This window comes from Streptomyces sp. NPDC054813 (genome assembly GCF_053611365.1).
Genome location: NZ_JBSHAF010000048.1, coordinates 18,620 through 33,314, shown reverse-complemented (window position 1 = coordinate 33,314; position 14,695 = coordinate 18,620). Strand labels below are relative to the sequence as shown.

Below are 14,695 nucleotides of genomic sequence, written 5' to 3'. Positions count from 1 at the left end.
GGGAGCGACGCGACGACATCCACGAGGCCTTCCTCGGCCTCGCCACCTGCCTCATCACCCACCGCCACGTACAGCGCCTTTGTTAGGACCTCTTAGTAAGCGATCCCCACATAGCGGGTGTGTTCGTGGCGCGGGTCGGATGGTGGGACGGGGCCAGTCGAGGGGGAGGCCGCCGGTCGCATGGTCCGACAGCTCTGCCGGTTGACCGACCGGGGGCAACGAGACAGACACCCCGTTCAACCGGCGAGCTTGGCGAAGAGCTCGACGGCGCGGTCGAGTTCGGTCTCGGTGTTGTAGTAGTGGGGCGACAGCCGCACCAGCGGGTGGACCTGTCGGTCCTCGGTGTCGAACTGGGTGTGCACCGGGTCGGTGGTGGTCACGTTGACGCCATGCACGGCGAGCGCCGCGGCGACGTCCGCGCTGGGCAAGGCGTCGACCTTCGCGGTCACGATCGCGCACCGTTGCCGACCGAGGTCGTACGTGGTGACGCCTGGTACGGCGTCCAGACGGTCACGCAGGTAGGCGCCCAAGGCGATGGCACGTCGGCCGATGTGATCCATGCCGATCTCCAGGGCCTGCTCAACGGCAGCGCTCATGCCGAGCACGTTGGAGTAACTGACCTCCCATGTCTCGAAGCGTCGTGCACCGTCGTGCCAGGTGAAGCCCCGCTGTCCGTCCCAGGTGGACGCGGCGATCTCGTTGACGTGCGGCTCCAGGTGTTCCAGTACCTCGGCACACACCCACAGGAAGCCCGATCCGCGGGGGCCGCGCAGGAACTTGCGGCCGGTCGCGGTGAGCATGTCGCACCCGATCTCGGCCACGTCGACGGGGAATTGGCCGACGGACTGGGTGGCATCGAGGAGGAATGGAACACCCGCTGCCCGGGTGATGCGGCCGATCTCGGCCACCGGATTCACCAGGCCGCCGCTGGTCGGGACGTGGCTGACGCCGACCAGTTTGGTCCGCTCGTCGATCAGATGCGCCAAGGCGGCGGTGTCGATCTGTCCGGACGCATCGTTGGGGACGACGACTACCTCGGCGCCCGTGCGCCGGGCGACCTGCAGATAGGCGAGCACGTTGCTGCCGTACTCGGCCCGGCCGGTGAGGATGCGGTCACCCGGCTTGAACGTCATGGAGTAGAACGCAGCGTTCCAGCCATGGGTGGAATTGTCGAACAGCGCGACCTCCTCGGGCCGGCCCCCCACGAGCCGGGCGATGTTCGCGTAGGTGGCGTCGATCCGGTCTCGCTCCTGACCTGCGGCCTCGTAACCGCCGATGGCGGCCTCAAGCTCCAGATGCCCGGTCATGGTCCTGAGAGTCCGCCGCGAGAGCAGGCCAGCCCCCGCATTGTTCAGGTGGATACGGTTCGAGGTGCCCGGGGTGTCCTGACGCAGCGCTTCGATCTCCATGGCGTCGTCCCATCTGTCTGGTCGGTTCTGGTTCACGTTCCCAAACCCCGGTCATTCAGTAAAGTGAATGTTTTTGGATCTAATAGATTAGGTATCTTGATTGATTGAGGGAGAGGTAACGGGCATGTACAACCTGCGCCGCCTTGAGGTCCTGCGGGAGCTGAAGCACCGCGGCACGCTGGCGGCTGTCGCGGCAGCCATGTCGTACAGCCCGTCCGCCGTCTCGCAGCAGCTCACCCTGTTGGAAAAAGAGGTCGGCGCGCCGCTGTTGGAGCGGGACGGCCGCAGAGTGCGGCTGACGCCCCAGGCCGAGATCCTGGTCGCCCACACCGATACGGTGCTGCAACAGCTCGACCGAGCCCAGACGGAGATCGCCGCATCGCTGCACGAGCTCACCGGCACCCTGAGGGTAGCCGCCTTCCAGACCGCGATGCTCACCCTTGTACCCACCACACTGACCTGGCTCCGCGACGCGCACCCGGGGGTGCGGGTCGAGGTCACCCAGGCCGAACCGGACGCCGGCTTGCCCGCTCTGCTCGCCCGCGAGGTCGACTTCGTCCTCGACGAGACCTTCCCCGGCCACACCCAGCCGACCCGGGCCACCGAACTCAGCCACCACGTACTGCTGCAAGAGCCGATGCGGCTGGCGGTCCGTGACACCGCAGTCAACTCACTGCCCGAACTGGCCCGACACCCTTGGGTGATGGAGCCCGTCGCCACCCCGGCCCGACAGTGGACCGTGTCCCTGTGCCACGCGGCCGGTTTCGAGCCTGATGTCGCCTTCGAGTCCGCCGACATGCTGGTCCACGCCCGACTCGCGGCCCAGGGCCACGCCGTTGCCTTTCTGCCCGACCTCCTGTGGTTCGACCGCGCCCCCGACGTTGCGCTACTCGAACCCGAGAGCACACACCGACGCACGATCCGGGCCACCGTCCGCACGGCCTCAGCCGACCATCCTCTGGTCCGCACGGTCCTGGCGGGCCTGCGCCGTGCGGCGGAGGAGACGGACGCCGCCGTACGCCGGAATCTGGGCAACGCCATCCGGTAACCGTGCGGTCGGCGGCTGTGTGACGACGCCGGCGCCCTGCCGGGTGACGCGCGGTGCAAGGGGCCTCGAGTGCTCAACGGCTTCTGTTAGGAGCTATTAGAGGGCGTTTATGCAGGTCAAGACCTATATGCGGCCCTCGAGCCTGTCCCGTTCTGGCGGCTTTCATTGCGTACGTGACGAATGAACTTCTCTGCCGCGGTGGCCCGGCCGTCCGTCTCGTTCGCTTCTATCCTCGGAAGTCCGTCTGGTTTGAAGATTCCACGGAATCGCCCAATGGGCAGCGGAATTGAGCGTTCCGGCTCGCCCATGATCACGCTACGACGTGAGTGAGCGCAAGCCGTACCCCTGCGACCTGTCCGACGCCCGATGGGCACTGATCGAGCCGACGCTGACGGCCTGGAGAAAGGCCCGGCTCGACCGCAGGCCAACCGGGCAGCCGGCCAAGGTCGATTTACGTGACGTCTTCGATGCGATCCTCTACGTGAACCGCACTGGAATCCCCTGGAAATATCTCCCGCACGACTTTCCGAGCCACGGCACCGTCCATGCCTACTACGCCGCGTGGCGAGACGAGGGAATATTCGCCCAGCTCAACTACGACCTGACCGGACTGGCCCGGGCGAAGGAAGGACGCAAGCCCGAGCCGACCACCTCCGTGATCGACACCCAGAGCGTGAAGACCTCCAGCAACGTTCCCCTGACCAGCCAGGGAACGGATGCAGCCAAGAAGATCGTCGGAAGGAAGCGCGGCATCCTCGCCGACACGATCGGCCTCATCCTCGCCGTGACCGTCACCGCCGCCAGCCTGTCGGAGAACGCCGTGGGAATACGCCTCCTCGACCACGCGAAGGAGAAGTACCCGACGCTTTCATAGAGTTGGACCGACACCGGCTTCAAGAACGCAGTCGTCGAACACGACGCCGGCCTCGGAATCGACGTCGAGGTCGTCAACAGAAACCCGGATGCCAGGGGATTTCACGTCGTGAAAAGGCGTTGGGTGGTTGAACGGAGTATCGGTTGGATCATGATGCACCGCCGACTCGCACGCGACTACGAGACCCTCACCGCCAGCTCCGAAGCCATGATCCACATCGCCTCGGTCGACAACCTCGCCAGACGCATAACGGACGAGACCACACCCACCTGGCGAGGAACCTACTAGAAGATAAAGGGCAATACGCCTAGGCGAGATACCCTCTTAGACCGTTGTGTGCCCTGGTCTTGGGGGGGCTGTCTGCCGCTGGTGGAAACTCAGGTGGACTCAACGCATCATCCGGGTAGAGTCGGGCGGTGCCCGAGCTGAAGCGGCTGCATGCTGGCCATGCCCCGGCGGTCCTGGCCTTCGAGCTGGCGAACCGCGCCTACTTCGCTGCCTCGGTCTCCGACCGCGGTGACGAGTTCTTCGACCAGTTCGCCGACCTGTACGGCGCCTTGTTGGTTGAGCAAGAGGCCGGCATTGGCGCCTTCTACGTGCTCGTTGCCGAGGATGGCTCGGTTCTGGGCCGGTTCAACCTGTACCGCTTCGGGGACGGCACTGCTGAGCTTGGTTACCGGGTCGCACAGCACGTCGCCGGCCGCGGCGTGGCGACCGCTGCTGTCCGGGAGCTGTGCCGGCTGGCGGTGGTGCGGCACGGGCTGGGCACACTGCGGGCGGCCACCTCCCGTAACAATGCCGCGTCCCAGAGGGTGCTGGCCAAGGCCGGGTTCGTCCCGGTTGGCCCGGCAGACCCCGCCGACCTCGGCGGTAAGCCGGGCACCTGGTATCAGCACGATCTGGTGCTCCAGCCGTAGACCGTGATCTTGTGGGTGGACCGGCTGTGGGAAGGCTGTGGTCATCGCTGATCATCGGTGTGTGAAGACTGACGACCATGCGGTGGCCGCGGGTCACAGCGTAGGCCCTGCCCGCTGGCAGGAGGCATTCGAGGTTCTCATGGGTCGGACAGCGGTCCTGTTCGCGCGGGTCGAACCTCGGCGTCGGGTGAGGGAGTTGGTGCCGGGGCTGCTGTCGGCCCTGCCGCGCAAGAACTGCTGGAGCATCGCCGAGTGGGCCGGGGAAGCCACCCCGGACGGTATGCAGCACCTGGTCGGCCGGGCCAAGTGGGACGCCGACGACGCGCGCGAATACGTCGTCGCGCACCTCCACGACGAGGACGCGGTGCTCGTGGTCGAGGAGACCGGGGACGTGAAGAAGGGCACGCACACCGTGGTGTCCAGCGCCCGTACACCGGCACTGCTGGGAGGATCGAGAACGCGCAGGTCGCTGTCCACCTCGTCTATGCGGGACTGCGCGGGCACGCGGCGGCGGACCGGGAACTGTACATGCCCGTGGGGTTCGGGTGGCGTACGGCCGCGGCGAGCCGAGCGGGCCGTTACTGGTCGGCGGCGGCTCTCGGATCGACGTCGCAGTGATCGATCTCGTCGACGTGTCCGGCGCTGGCGACGGGCACCCGGAGGGTTGCCTTGTCTTTCGCGGACACCGGCACCTGGTCGGAAGTGTCGATGATGGTGAAGCCGCCCCTGTCCTTGAAGCTGATTTTCACGGTGAAGAGGCCTTCGCGCGTGTTCGGATTCCTGATTTCGACGGTGGCGTAGGGGTCTTCCACGCTGGCGCAGTGCACGAGGACCGCGGTGCCGTTCTTCAGGGGCCGGGCGGCTGCGCCGGAGGAGGACGCTGTGGGCGTGGAAGGGTGGGTGGGCTGTGAGCGGTCCGTACTGCCCCCGCTGCCACCGGCCCTCGTCCCGGGGGCGAAGGCGTCACTGTCGGACGAGCCGCTGGGCGAACTGCCGTGCGAGCCGCCGCCGCTCGACGCCGAAGCCGACGCCGGGGACATCGAACTGTCGTGGTCTTGTCAGGAGTTGCTGCAACCGCCTCGGGCGCCGCCGTGATGGTCCGACGAGAACCCGGTCAGAGCCAGTACGACCATTGCCGACACCGCTGTGAATCTGAGTTTGCGCCCCCGTGTGTACATGCCGTCACCCCACGGGCGTCGCACCCGCCCCGGGGAGGGCAGGCCGAACTGCTCGGTCTCAGGCCGTACAGGCGGTGGGTGTTGGTTGGGGTGGCTGGTGGTCGGTGGCCTGTCCCGGCTGGTCGGCTGTTCTGCCCGGCGGCGTCGCTCGCGCCTCCCCTTCCTCGCCTTGTTCTGGAACGTGCTCAACTGCATACGGCCCACGGGTACCGGCAGGGGCGAAGGGCGCGCGGGAAAGGATGACCGGGGCCGGCTGCAGCTGATCGCGTCCTTTTCGGCGATCGCGTCGGCGGCCCCCGTCCGGCGCGGATTCACGGCCGGTTGTTTTTATCTCTGATGCAGATAATCGTCATCTTTGATTATCTCGGGTGGATGGGAAACAGTGGCTCGGTTCTTTCGTTGGTTATTACAGGCGGTGGATTTGACGGGCTGTGTGGTCCGGCCGCCGGCGGAAACCAACGACAGGGATCGGAGGGATTCCGATGTTGCTTGTGTCGGCCATGGGTCTGCGTGCGGGCCGTGTATCTGTTCAGGCGGACCGGGCCGGCGGGAAGCCGTTTGCTGCCGGCCGGTACGGTGTCGGCTTCTGGACGGTTGCGGCGGTGTTTGTGACGGCCATGGGATTCTCTACCGTTCCTACTCCGCTGTATCCGCTGTACCAGGCGCACGACGGGTTCTCCACGTTCACGGTCACGGTTGTGTTCGCGGTCTATGCGTTGGGTGTGCTGGCGAGTCTGCTGCTTGCCGGGCATGTCTCGGACTGGCTGGGCCGCAAGAGGGTGATGCTGTGGGCGCTGGCGCTTGAACTGGTCGCTGCCGTGTTGTTCCTGGCCGTGCCGTCGCTGCCGGTGCTGATCGCGGCCCGGCTGGTCACGGGGCTGGGTGTCGGCATGCTGACGGCGACCGCTACCGCGTATCTGCAGGAACTGCACGGCGCTCATCGGCCTGGTTCTTCGGCCCGGCGGTTCGAGGTGGTGTCGACCGTCGCCAATATCGGCGGACTGGGCTTTGGCACTCTCGTCTCGGGGGTCCTTGCCCAGTATCTGGGTGCGCCGTTGCGGGTGCCGTATGCGGTGTTCGCCGTTGTGCTGCTGATGGGCGCGGTGGCTGTCGCGCTGATGCCCGAGACGGTGCGTCGGCCGGTAGTCCGGCCCGTGTACCGGCCTCAGCGAGTGGGCGCTACTCATGGAGTGCCTGGGTATTTTGCGGCGGGTGTGGCCGGGTTCACGTCCATGGCCGTGTTCGGTCTTTTCACCTCCGTGGTTCCCGGTTTCGTCGGCGGGATCCTGCACCATCCGTCGCGGGCGCTGGCCGGGCTGGTCGTGTTCGCGGTGTTCGCGGCTGCTGCGGCGGCTCAGGCGGGTACCGTCCGGCTCGGTGTCCGTACGCGCTGGTACGCCGGGCTGCTCGCTCAGGCCGTGGGCATGGCCGCCCTGGCGTTCGGTGTGCACTTTGCCAGCCTGCCTGTGTTCCTGCTGGCGGGGATCATTGCCGGGGCTGGAGCGGGGGTGCTGTTCAAGTCTGCCATCGGGCATGTGGCCGGCACGGCCGCCCCGGCCGGACGCGGCGAGGCTCTCGCCGGCCTGTTCCTCGCCTCCTACCTCGGCCTGGCCCTGCTGCCCGTCGGCCTTGGGGTGGCCAGCCGCTCCATGAGCCTGGCCGGAGCGACGACCTGGTTCACCGTCGTGGTGCTCGCGCTGCTCGCCGCCATCGCCGTGACCGCTCGCGGTCGCGGGCCTGCGGCCGGGGCTGTCTCTGCTGCGCCGCAGCCCGACGGCATCGAGGGTGGCGCCCGTGATGCGGGCCGCGGCCGCTGACCTCGTCGAGCCCCTGGGGGTGTGGGCACGCTCGGTCGGTTCCCGATGCGGGCGGGTGCCTGCCAGTTCCTTGTCGGCGTCGGCGGTGTTGCCGCTCGTTGTCTTCCTCGTGGGACATGTGGCCGGTACCGGAGCGGGCCGACCCGCCGTGCAGGCTCCGGGCCTGGTCGGCCGGCCGGCCCGGGACCGATCGGACGCACATCCCGGACCATCTATCGCGCACGGAGGGAAATCATGCGTAGCACCGTACTGGGAACGACCGGACTGCAGGTCTCCCGCATCGCGTTCGGTACCTGGCAGCTGGGCGGAGACTGGGGTGTCTTCGCCGAGGACGATGCCAGGGCCGCGATCCGCCGGGCCCGAGAACTGGGCGTGAACTTTTTCGACACTGCCCAGGCCTACGGGTTCGGCGCCTCGGAGCGGCTGCTGGGCACCGCTCTGCGTGACGAACTGCGCAGCCACCGGGACGAGTTGGTGATCGCCACCAAGGGCGGCCTGCGCAGGACTCCTGCCGGAGTGGTCCGGGACGCGAGCCCCGCTGCTCTGCGCGAGGGTGTCGACGCCAGCCTGAGCGCGCTCGGTGTCGGGTACATCGACCTCTATCAGGTCCACTGGCCCGACCCGGAGGTGCCGTGCGCCGAGACGGCCGGTGCGTTGAAGGAACTGGTCGGGGCGGGCAAGATCCGGCATGTGGGCGTGTCCAACTACTCCGCCGGGCAGATGGCGGAGTTCTCGCGCACCCTGCCGGTGGAGACGCTGCAGCCGCCGTACCATCTCTTCCGCCGCGGCATCGAGGACACCGTCCTGCCCTACGCCCGCCGGTACGGCATCGGCGTACTGGTCTACGGCCCGCTCGCGCACGGCCTGCTGACCGGCATGCTCGGCGACGACACGGTCTTCCCCGCCGGCGACTGGCGTGCGAAGAGCGGTGTCTTCCACGGCGAGGCCTACCGCCGCAACCTTGGTGTCGTCCGCGAGCTGGAGGAGCTCGCGGCCTTCCACGACATGACGGTCAGTCAGCTGGCCATCGCGTGGACGCTGGCTCAGCCGGGAGTGCACGTGGCCGTGGTCGGCAGCAGGCGGGCTCACCATGTCGAGGACAGCCTCGCGGCGGCCGACTTCGCACTGGACGACGCCGTCCTGAAGGAAATCGACTCGCTCATGGCCGGGAGTGCCCAGGTCGACGGCCCGTCTCCGGAGGGCATGTGATGACCGGGCAGAGGGTGCCGTGCCCGGGCCTGTCCTTCTCCTGGGCCGGCGCGGTGGCCGTGCTGGCTTGTTCCGCGCCGTCCCGGATCCGGTACCGTCCGTCGTCGCCGGTGGCGGGCCGGGAGCCGTCCGGTGCGGCTCAGCGGTCGGACACGGTTCAGCCATCGGACGGGCTCAGCCGTTCGGTGCGGTTCAGTCGTTGGACGCGGTTCGGCCCAGGTAGAGGTCTCTGCGGGCGGCGACGAACGCCTCGATGGACTGGGCGGGGGTGCCCGTCACACGCTCGACGCCGTCGGCCGTGCGGTCGTAACGGTTGTCCCGGTGCAGCCGGGCCATGGTGGCGACGTGCTGTTCGAGGTGCGGTGGCATTCCCAGTTTCGGGAGCTGGGCCTGCCACGTCTGCGGGGGCACGTCCGTGTAGGTCACCGGCCGGCCCAGTGCCCGGGAGAATTCCGCGGCGAGTTCCGTCATGTCGACCGAGCGGGGCCCGGTGAGCTCGTAGACCTGCCCGATGTGCGGGGCCGGGTCGCGGAGCACGGTGGCGATGACCCGGGCGACGTCGTCGACGGCGATGGGGGAGGTGCGTCCGGTGCCGAACGGCAGTGCAATCGTGCCCTTCTCCTGGATCGAGTGGGCTGCCATCGTGGTGAACAGGGGTGTATCCAGGAACGCCGTCGGCCGGATGTGGACCACGGGCAGGCCGGACCAGTCGAAGACCTGCTCCGCCAGCCAGTGCAGCCGCTGCTGGTGCGATTCCTCGGTGCTGGTGGCGGTCATCTGCGACACAGTCATCTGCGACAGGTCGGCCAGGGCCTCCAGTTTCCCGTACTCGCGCGCGACGGAGGCCACCACCGTCGCGGCCAGCAGGTGGTCCGCGGAAACGCGCATCGCGAAGTACATCCGGGTCACGCCGTGCAGTGCGGCCGCCACCGTCTCGGGCCGCGTCAGGTCGCCGATGACGACCTCCGCGCCGAGCGCCCGCAGCTCAGCCGCCCGTTCGTCCTCACGGCGGACCATGAATCGCACCGGGACGTCCTGGGCCCGTAGTTGCTCGAAGACCGTACGGCCCACGCCGCCGGCGCCGGGGATGAGGACAAGGTTGTTTGCAGCCATTGGTCGATCTCCTTGGAGGTGTGGGGACATCTGAGGTGGGGTGTGGTCAGCGCGTCGGCGGAAGCGGTGCTGTCGTTCGTTGGTGCCGGGTGCCGGGTGCCGGGTGCCGGGTGCCGGGTGCCGGGTGCCGGGTGCCGGGTGCCGGGTGCCGGGTGCCGGGGCCGGGGCCGGCGGTGGCGGGTCGGTGCAGGCCTTGCCCGGGCTGGCGGTGCCGGCGGCGGCACGGCGGGGATCCTCGGCTGGTGGCCGCTCCCGGGTGTCCGGCGGGGACGGTTCGTGATCGGTGCCGGGCTACTGCGCTCTGGCGCGGGGCTTGTCGCCGTCGGCGGCTGTGGCGGAGCCCTTGTCCTTGCCGGGCAGGAAGGCCAGCACGACGGCCGCACCGGCCAGGGCGACGGCCGCCGACCCGGTCGCGGTGAGGTGCATGGCGTGGATGAAGGCGTTGTTGGCAGGCCGCACCAGCGACTGGCCGGCCGGTCCCAGTTTCTCGGCGACGGCCAGGGTGGCCTGGATGGATTCGCCCGCGGTGTGCCGGTCGGAGGCGGGCAGCGCGCCCAGGTGGCCGGCGATGCCGTTGCGGTAGGTGGTGGACAGCAGCGATCCGAGCACGGCGACCCCCACGGCCCCGCCGACCTGCCGGAACGTGTTGTTGACCGCGGATCCGGAGCCGGCCTTCTCTCGCGGCAGCGACGACATGATCATGACGGTGGCGGGCGGCATCACATGGGCCATCCCCGTGCCCATCAGGAAGAACAGCACCTCCAGCACCCAGATGGGGGTGCCCTGGCCGAGCAGCAGGAAGCCCGCGAAGGCCACCGCGGTCACGACGAGCCCGGTGGCACACACGGCCCGGGCACCGAAGCGGCCCACGACCAGCCGGGCCCGTGGGGCGAAGAACATCTGGGAGGCGGCCAGCGGCAGCACGAGCAGACCGGACTGCAGGACGCTGTATCCCCGAACGCTCTGGTTGTAGAAGACGCTGAAGAACGTGACGCCCATGAGAGCGAAGAAGACCAGGCCGATGGCGGCGACGGACGCCGAGAACTGCCGGTTGCGGAAGTAGGTGACGTCGAGGGCCGGATGATCGCTGCGGGCCTCGTACACCACGAAGGCGACGAGGACCGCCAGGCCGCCGAGGATCGTCACCCAGGACTCGGGCCGGGTGAAGTCGCCCAGCTGGCCGCCCTTGATGATGCCGTAGACCAGCAGGGCCAGACCGGCGATGGACAGGAGCACCCCGAACGGGTCGAGGCGGCCGGGCCTGGGATCCCTGGAGTCGGGGACGATCGCCACCATCACGGCCATCGCGGCGACCACGATCGGCACGTTCACCAGGAAGACCGAGCCCCACCAGAAGTGCTCCAGCAGGATGCCGCCGGCTATGGGGCCGGCGGCGATGGCGAAGCCGACCACGCCCGTCCAGATGCCGATGGCCTTGGGCTGCTCGTCACGCTCGAAGACATTCATGATGATCGCGAGGGTGGCGGGCAGGATGAAGGCGCCGCCGAAGCCCATCACGGCTCTGAAGGTGATGAGCTGCCCGGAGGAGTCCGACAGCGCGGACAGCGCGGATCCTGCGCCGAACACCAGCATGCCGAAGAGGAGCACCTTCTTGCGGCCGAGCCGGTCTCCGAGCAGGCCCGCCGTGAAGAGCAGTCCGGCGAAGACCAGCGTGTAGGAGTTGACCGCCCACTCCAGCTGGGCCTGGGTGGAGCCGAGTCCGGTGGGAGCGGGCTGGGCGATGGTCTTCATCGCCACGTTGAGGATCGAGTTGTCCAGCATCACCACCAGGAGGCTGCACGAGAGCACCGCCAGAACGGCCCAGCGTCGGCGGTGCACTGCCTCGGAAACCGTTCGGCGCCGGTCAGGCGGCGCGGATGGCACGGACTTTCCGGGCGTCGAGGGATCGGTGGGGGAGGGCGGTGATGCCACAGGGGTCTCCAGGGCTGTCGGTGCGGTGGTTGTGCGGTCGCGGGGTGGAGCCCGCCGGCCGCGGTCGGCGGGAGACCGGCAATAGGTCCTGCTTGACCTGCCGGGGCGGCTCCGGCCCGCAATAGATGTCGCATGAAATCTAAACGAGGGATAGGATAGATGGCAAGTGGCATCTATCTGAGGAGGGTGATTGCATGGGCCGCGTGTCCCGGGTGCAGGCACAGGAGAACCGGCAGCGCGTCGTGGCAACCGCCTCCCGGATGTTCCGCGAGAAAGGCACCGCGGTCAGCGTCGCCGATCTGATGAAGGCCGCCGGGCTCACCCACGGCGGGTTCTACAAGCAGTTCGCCTCCAAGGAGGACCTGGTCGAGGAGGCCATCGCCCACGCCTTCGTCGAGCAGGCGGCACACTCGGCCGTCGCGTCCGGGGAGCACCCGGGGGAGCATGAGGCGGCCCGCCGGACGCTGGTCGAGGACTACCTCTCGGTCTGGCACCGTGATCACCCCGCGGAAGGGTGCCCTGTCTCCGGGTTCGCCGCCGACCTGGGGCGCGAACCCGAGCAGGCCGCCCGCGCCCAGCAGGTCTACGTCAACGGAGTGCGCAACCGTGCCGCTCAGCTGGCCACCGGCGACGACGACGGCATGGCCCAGCTCTGCACCATGGTCGGCGCCCTCGTCCTGGCCCGCGCCACGCGGGGCAACCCGGTCTCCGAAAAGCTGCTGCAGGCCGCGCGCACGGCTCTCACCGAGGACGCCCGGCCCGAACCGCAGCGGCACACGGACTGACCCGGGCCGGCGGGGAACACGGCGCCCTGGCCTCGCCGTACGCCGGTCTCTCGCGATGCCGCGATCTTCACGACGCAACTCACCGCGATGAGTTCCGCGAGCGGCGGGGACAGGCCGCCGGATCCGGCCGGGGTGCACGCGGCATCGCCGCCCCGCCTCGTGCAGCGCGAGCAGGACGACGCGTGGGCGGTGGCCGGATCCGGCGCCTTCGATCTGAACGCGACGCCCGCTCCCTGGCGTCGGCGCCGGCGACCGGAGCCCGGACGCACGCCAGGGCGGGGGATGACGCCGGCCCCTCCTTCGCGGATTCGGCTTCCGGAACCTGCCGGGAGCGGGCAACCGGCCTGGACCCCGGCCGACAGCGCAGGAGACAGCCGCCCGGTGACGGGCATGCCGGGCTGGGGGGAGAGAGGGACCGCAGGCCGAGGGAACTCGAGGCCTGCCATCGAAGCCCGCGAGGCCGTGGACCACCTGGTCGGCCGCGATCGGCTTCGGCCGGGTGCGCCTGACTGAACCATCAGTCACGAACCATCAGGGCAGAGCTGGTTTTTGCTGGCTGCCAGGCCGTCGCATCACCGGCGGCGGCGCCGATGCTCGGCGAGCGTGTGCGGGCAGCCGCGGTCATTGAGGTCACGGGGGAGCGCCGTCGAGACCTCGCTGCTGCTCTGGGTGCCGGTCCGGCGGCGCGGCCTGGAGCCTGAACGGCTGCGAAGCCCTCGCCGGCACACTGTGGGACCGGCGCCGCACATCCGCCCCAGGGCCTGTGTGCGGCGTCCTTTTGCGCGCTTTACCCGATACATCCCGCCGGGTCAAGTCACGATCCCTCGGAACGTGACCCTGCGGTGTCCGTGGGGCCTACTTGAAGTGCGGGCCTCACCGGAAAGGAAATCCGGAAACACAAATGAGGCAGGACAGTGGGACGGAAATCCTCACAGGGGATTCCATTTTGCACTGAAACCGCGAGATGTCCCGGTGTGGCGGTGCGGCAAAAACCATCCACCGGCCGTCGTCCGGAATTTCCGGGGCAGACACAGGAGCCCCTCGTATCGGCAGGAGAAAACCCATGACGCGTATTTTTCGCACCCACAGCAACGTACGTTCCGACCACCGTGACACCACCAGCGGCGTCCGTTCCAAGCGCCCGGGCCTCCGGCTCGCGGCATTCGCCGCCTCGGCCGCGGTGATCACCGGGGGCATCATCCTTCCCGCGTCCGCCGCGACGGCCGCCCCGATGCCCGCCGCGCATGTCGTGAGCTTCGTCCAGGGCGGCGGCGCCGGCGGTGACGGAGGCGCCGGAGGCGGCGGCTTCATCGGCGGCGGCGGGGGCTCCGGCGGCTCCGGCGGCGGCAGCGTCCTGGGCGCCGGCGGCGACGGTGGCAAGGGCGGCAACGGAGGCAACGGCGTCCTGTCCGGTGGCGGCGGTGGCGGCGGCGGTGGCGGCGGCGACGGTGTCGTCGGCGGCAACGGAGGCACCGGCGGCAACGGCGGCACCGGCCTGTTCGGCGGGAGCGCAGGCTCCGGCGGTGGCGGCGGCACCGGCATCCTCCAGGGCGGCAACGGCGGCAAGGGCGGTAACGGAGGCTTCGGCGTCTTCCAGGGCGGCAGCGGCGGCAAGGGCGGCGCGGGCGGACTCGGCGTCCTCTTCGGCGGCCTGGGCGGCGCCGGCGGCGCCGGCGGCGGCAGCATCTTCTGACCGTCCGCCCCCGGTCGGGGGCGGAGACCCGCGCGGCCTCCGCCCCCGACCCCCGGCGCCCACGCCCGCCCCCCTGTCGACCAGTGCACGGAGCCGGGCAGCCGGCGCAACGCAACTCCACAGAACCACCATCTCGATCAAGGAAAGACGGAGAACCCCCATGTCCACAACCCGCTGGCAGCGCCCGCTCGTCCTGGCGGTGGCCTCGCTGGCCCTCGCCACCGGCACCGCGGTCGCCGCCCACGCAGCACCGGGTGCCACCACAGGCACCAGCCAGAGCGCACCCGCCCACCCCACCCACTGCAGCCACGGCGGAGAAGGCGGCAAGGGCGGGGAAGGCGGCAAGGGCGGTGCACCCGGCCAGCCGGGAGAACCCGGCAAACCCGGCCGGTCCGGCTGCTTCACGTTCGGCGACCTGCCCGACAAGCCCAGGTCGGATCTGACGGGCGTGGACAAGGCACGGATCGTGCTGATTGTGGAGTCCGGGCAGGCGAAGAAGGCCGACGTCGTCAAGAAGTACAAGATCTCCGAGAAGGAGTTCGGCACCTGGGACAAGCAGTTCCGCGACGGGGACTGGGTTGCGCTGCTGGGTCTGAATTCCCTCCTCGGCGCCTGACGAATTTCCCCCGCGCCCCCGCCCCGCCCCCGCCCGGGGGCGCCCGGCAAACCCCCCACACCCCGGGCGCGACCGCGCGACCCACAAACCGGGTTTTTAGATAC

12 protein-coding genes and 2 pseudogenes are annotated in these 14,695 nt (G+C 69.3%); 10 read left to right on the top strand and 4 right to left on the bottom strand.

Going from position 1 to position 14,695, the window contains the following annotated elements; genetic code table 11:
- Window positions 1-236: 236 nt before the first annotated feature.
- A complete protein-coding gene (locus tag ACWGJB_RS48325) occupies window positions 237-1,409 on the bottom strand; it encodes an aminotransferase class V-fold PLP-dependent enzyme (protein ID WP_453386396.1) in 1,173 nt (390 codons plus the stop codon).
- Between the two features lie 124 nt (window positions 1,410-1,533).
- Between ACWGJB_RS48325 and ACWGJB_RS48320 the strand changes: the two genes are divergently transcribed.
- From ACWGJB_RS48320 to ACWGJB_RS48305, 4 genes and pseudogenes are all read left to right on the top strand, one after another.
- Window positions 1,534-2,457, top strand: a complete 924-nt coding sequence (locus ACWGJB_RS48320) for a LysR family transcriptional regulator (protein WP_453386395.1) — start codon at window positions 1,534-1,536, stop codon at window positions 2,455-2,457.
- 322 nt (window positions 2,458-2,779) lie between these two features.
- Window positions 2,780-3,619 (top strand): annotated as a pseudogene (locus tag ACWGJB_RS48315) (IS5 family transposase).
- Window positions 3,620-3,747: 128 nt separating this feature from the next.
- Window positions 3,748-4,248 carry a GNAT family N-acetyltransferase gene (locus ACWGJB_RS48310; RefSeq protein ID WP_453386394.1) on the top strand — a complete coding sequence of 167 codons (501 nt, stop codon included), beginning with the start codon at window positions 3,748-3,750 and terminating at the stop codon, window positions 4,246-4,248.
- A 139-nt stretch (window positions 4,249-4,387) separates the two neighbouring features.
- A pseudogene (locus ACWGJB_RS48305) lies at window positions 4,388-4,782 on the top strand (transposase); the annotation flags it as partial.
- A gap of 44 nt (window positions 4,783-4,826) precedes the next feature.
- Here ACWGJB_RS48305 and ACWGJB_RS48300 read toward each other — a convergent pair.
- Complete coding sequence (locus ACWGJB_RS48300; RefSeq protein WP_453386393.1) at window positions 4,827-5,060, bottom strand: hypothetical protein; 234 nt, start codon at window positions 5,058-5,060, stop codon at window positions 4,827-4,829.
- 70 nt (window positions 5,061-5,130) lie between these two features.
- Between ACWGJB_RS48300 and ACWGJB_RS48295 the strand changes: the two genes are divergently transcribed.
- The 3 genes from ACWGJB_RS48295 (at window position 5,131) to ACWGJB_RS48285 (ending at window position 8,452) form a co-directional block, all read left to right on the top strand.
- Complete coding sequence (locus ACWGJB_RS48295; RefSeq protein WP_453386392.1) at window positions 5,131-5,343, top strand: hypothetical protein; 213 nt, start codon at window positions 5,131-5,133, stop codon at window positions 5,341-5,343.
- A 565-nt stretch (window positions 5,344-5,908) separates the two neighbouring features.
- Entirely contained in the window at window positions 5,909-7,243 is a 1,335-nt protein-coding gene (locus ACWGJB_RS48290) for an MFS transporter (protein WP_453386391.1), read from the top strand.
- 234 nt (window positions 7,244-7,477) lie between these two features.
- Window positions 7,478-8,452, top strand: a complete 975-nt coding sequence (locus ACWGJB_RS48285; RefSeq protein ID WP_453386390.1) for an aldo/keto reductase — start codon at window positions 7,478-7,480, stop codon at window positions 8,450-8,452.
- A 192-nt stretch (window positions 8,453-8,644) separates the two neighbouring features.
- On the opposite strand, the gene ACWGJB_RS48280 is transcribed toward ACWGJB_RS48285, so the two are convergent.
- Together ACWGJB_RS48280 and ACWGJB_RS48275 are read right to left on the bottom strand one after the other, a co-directional pair.
- The gene (locus tag ACWGJB_RS48280) at window positions 8,645-9,565 is read right to left on the bottom strand and encodes an NmrA family NAD(P)-binding protein (RefSeq protein ID WP_453386389.1); all 921 of its coding nucleotides are present in this window, start codon (window positions 9,563-9,565) and stop codon (window positions 8,645-8,647) included.
- 291 nt (window positions 9,566-9,856) lie between these two features.
- Window positions 9,857-11,374, bottom strand: a complete 1,518-nt coding sequence (locus ACWGJB_RS48275) for an MFS transporter (protein ID WP_453386388.1) — start codon at window positions 11,372-11,374, stop codon at window positions 9,857-9,859.
- 317 nt (window positions 11,375-11,691) lie between these two features.
- Between ACWGJB_RS48275 and ACWGJB_RS48270 the strand changes: the two genes are divergently transcribed.
- From ACWGJB_RS48270 to ACWGJB_RS48260, 3 genes are all read left to right on the top strand, one after another.
- Window positions 11,692-12,282: a TetR/AcrR family transcriptional regulator gene (locus ACWGJB_RS48270; protein WP_453386387.1), complete on the top strand. Its 591-nt coding sequence runs from the start codon at window positions 11,692-11,694 to the stop codon at window positions 12,280-12,282.
- 1,063 nt (window positions 12,283-13,345) lie between these two features.
- Window positions 13,346-13,975: a hypothetical protein gene (locus ACWGJB_RS48265; protein ID WP_453386386.1), complete on the top strand. Its 630-nt coding sequence runs from the start codon at window positions 13,346-13,348 to the stop codon at window positions 13,973-13,975.
- A 160-nt stretch (window positions 13,976-14,135) separates the two neighbouring features.
- Entirely contained in the window at window positions 14,136-14,591 is a 456-nt protein-coding gene (locus ACWGJB_RS48260) for a DUF1153 domain-containing protein (protein WP_453386385.1), read from the top strand.
- Window positions 14,592-14,695: the final 104 nt, after the last annotated feature.

Bases quoted from the DNA above. Each gene is read 5' to 3' on its own strand.
- ACWGJB_RS48325 (WP_453386396.1), bottom strand. From the start codon at position 1,409: ATGGAGATCGAAGCGCTGCGTCAGGACACCCCGGGCACCTCGAACCGT.
- ACWGJB_RS48320 (WP_453386395.1), top strand. From the start codon at position 1,534: ATGTACAACCTGCGCCGCCTTGAGGTCCTGCGGGAGCTGAAGCACCGC.
- ACWGJB_RS48290 (WP_453386391.1), top strand. From the start codon at position 5,909: ATGTTGCTTGTGTCGGCCATGGGTCTGCGTGCGGGCCGTGTATCTGTT.
- ACWGJB_RS48285 (WP_453386390.1), top strand. From the start codon at position 7,478: ATGCGTAGCACCGTACTGGGAACGACCGGACTGCAGGTCTCCCGCATC.
- ACWGJB_RS48280 (WP_453386389.1), bottom strand. From the start codon at position 9,565: ATGGCTGCAAACAACCTTGTCCTCATCCCCGGCGCCGGCGGCGTGGGC.
- ACWGJB_RS48270 (WP_453386387.1), top strand. From the start codon at position 11,692: ATGGGCCGCGTGTCCCGGGTGCAGGCACAGGAGAACCGGCAGCGCGTC.
- ACWGJB_RS48265 (WP_453386386.1), top strand. From the start codon at position 13,346: ATGACGCGTATTTTTCGCACCCACAGCAACGTACGTTCCGACCACCGT.
- ACWGJB_RS48260 (WP_453386385.1), top strand. From the start codon at position 14,136: ATGTCCACAACCCGCTGGCAGCGCCCGCTCGTCCTGGCGGTGGCCTCG.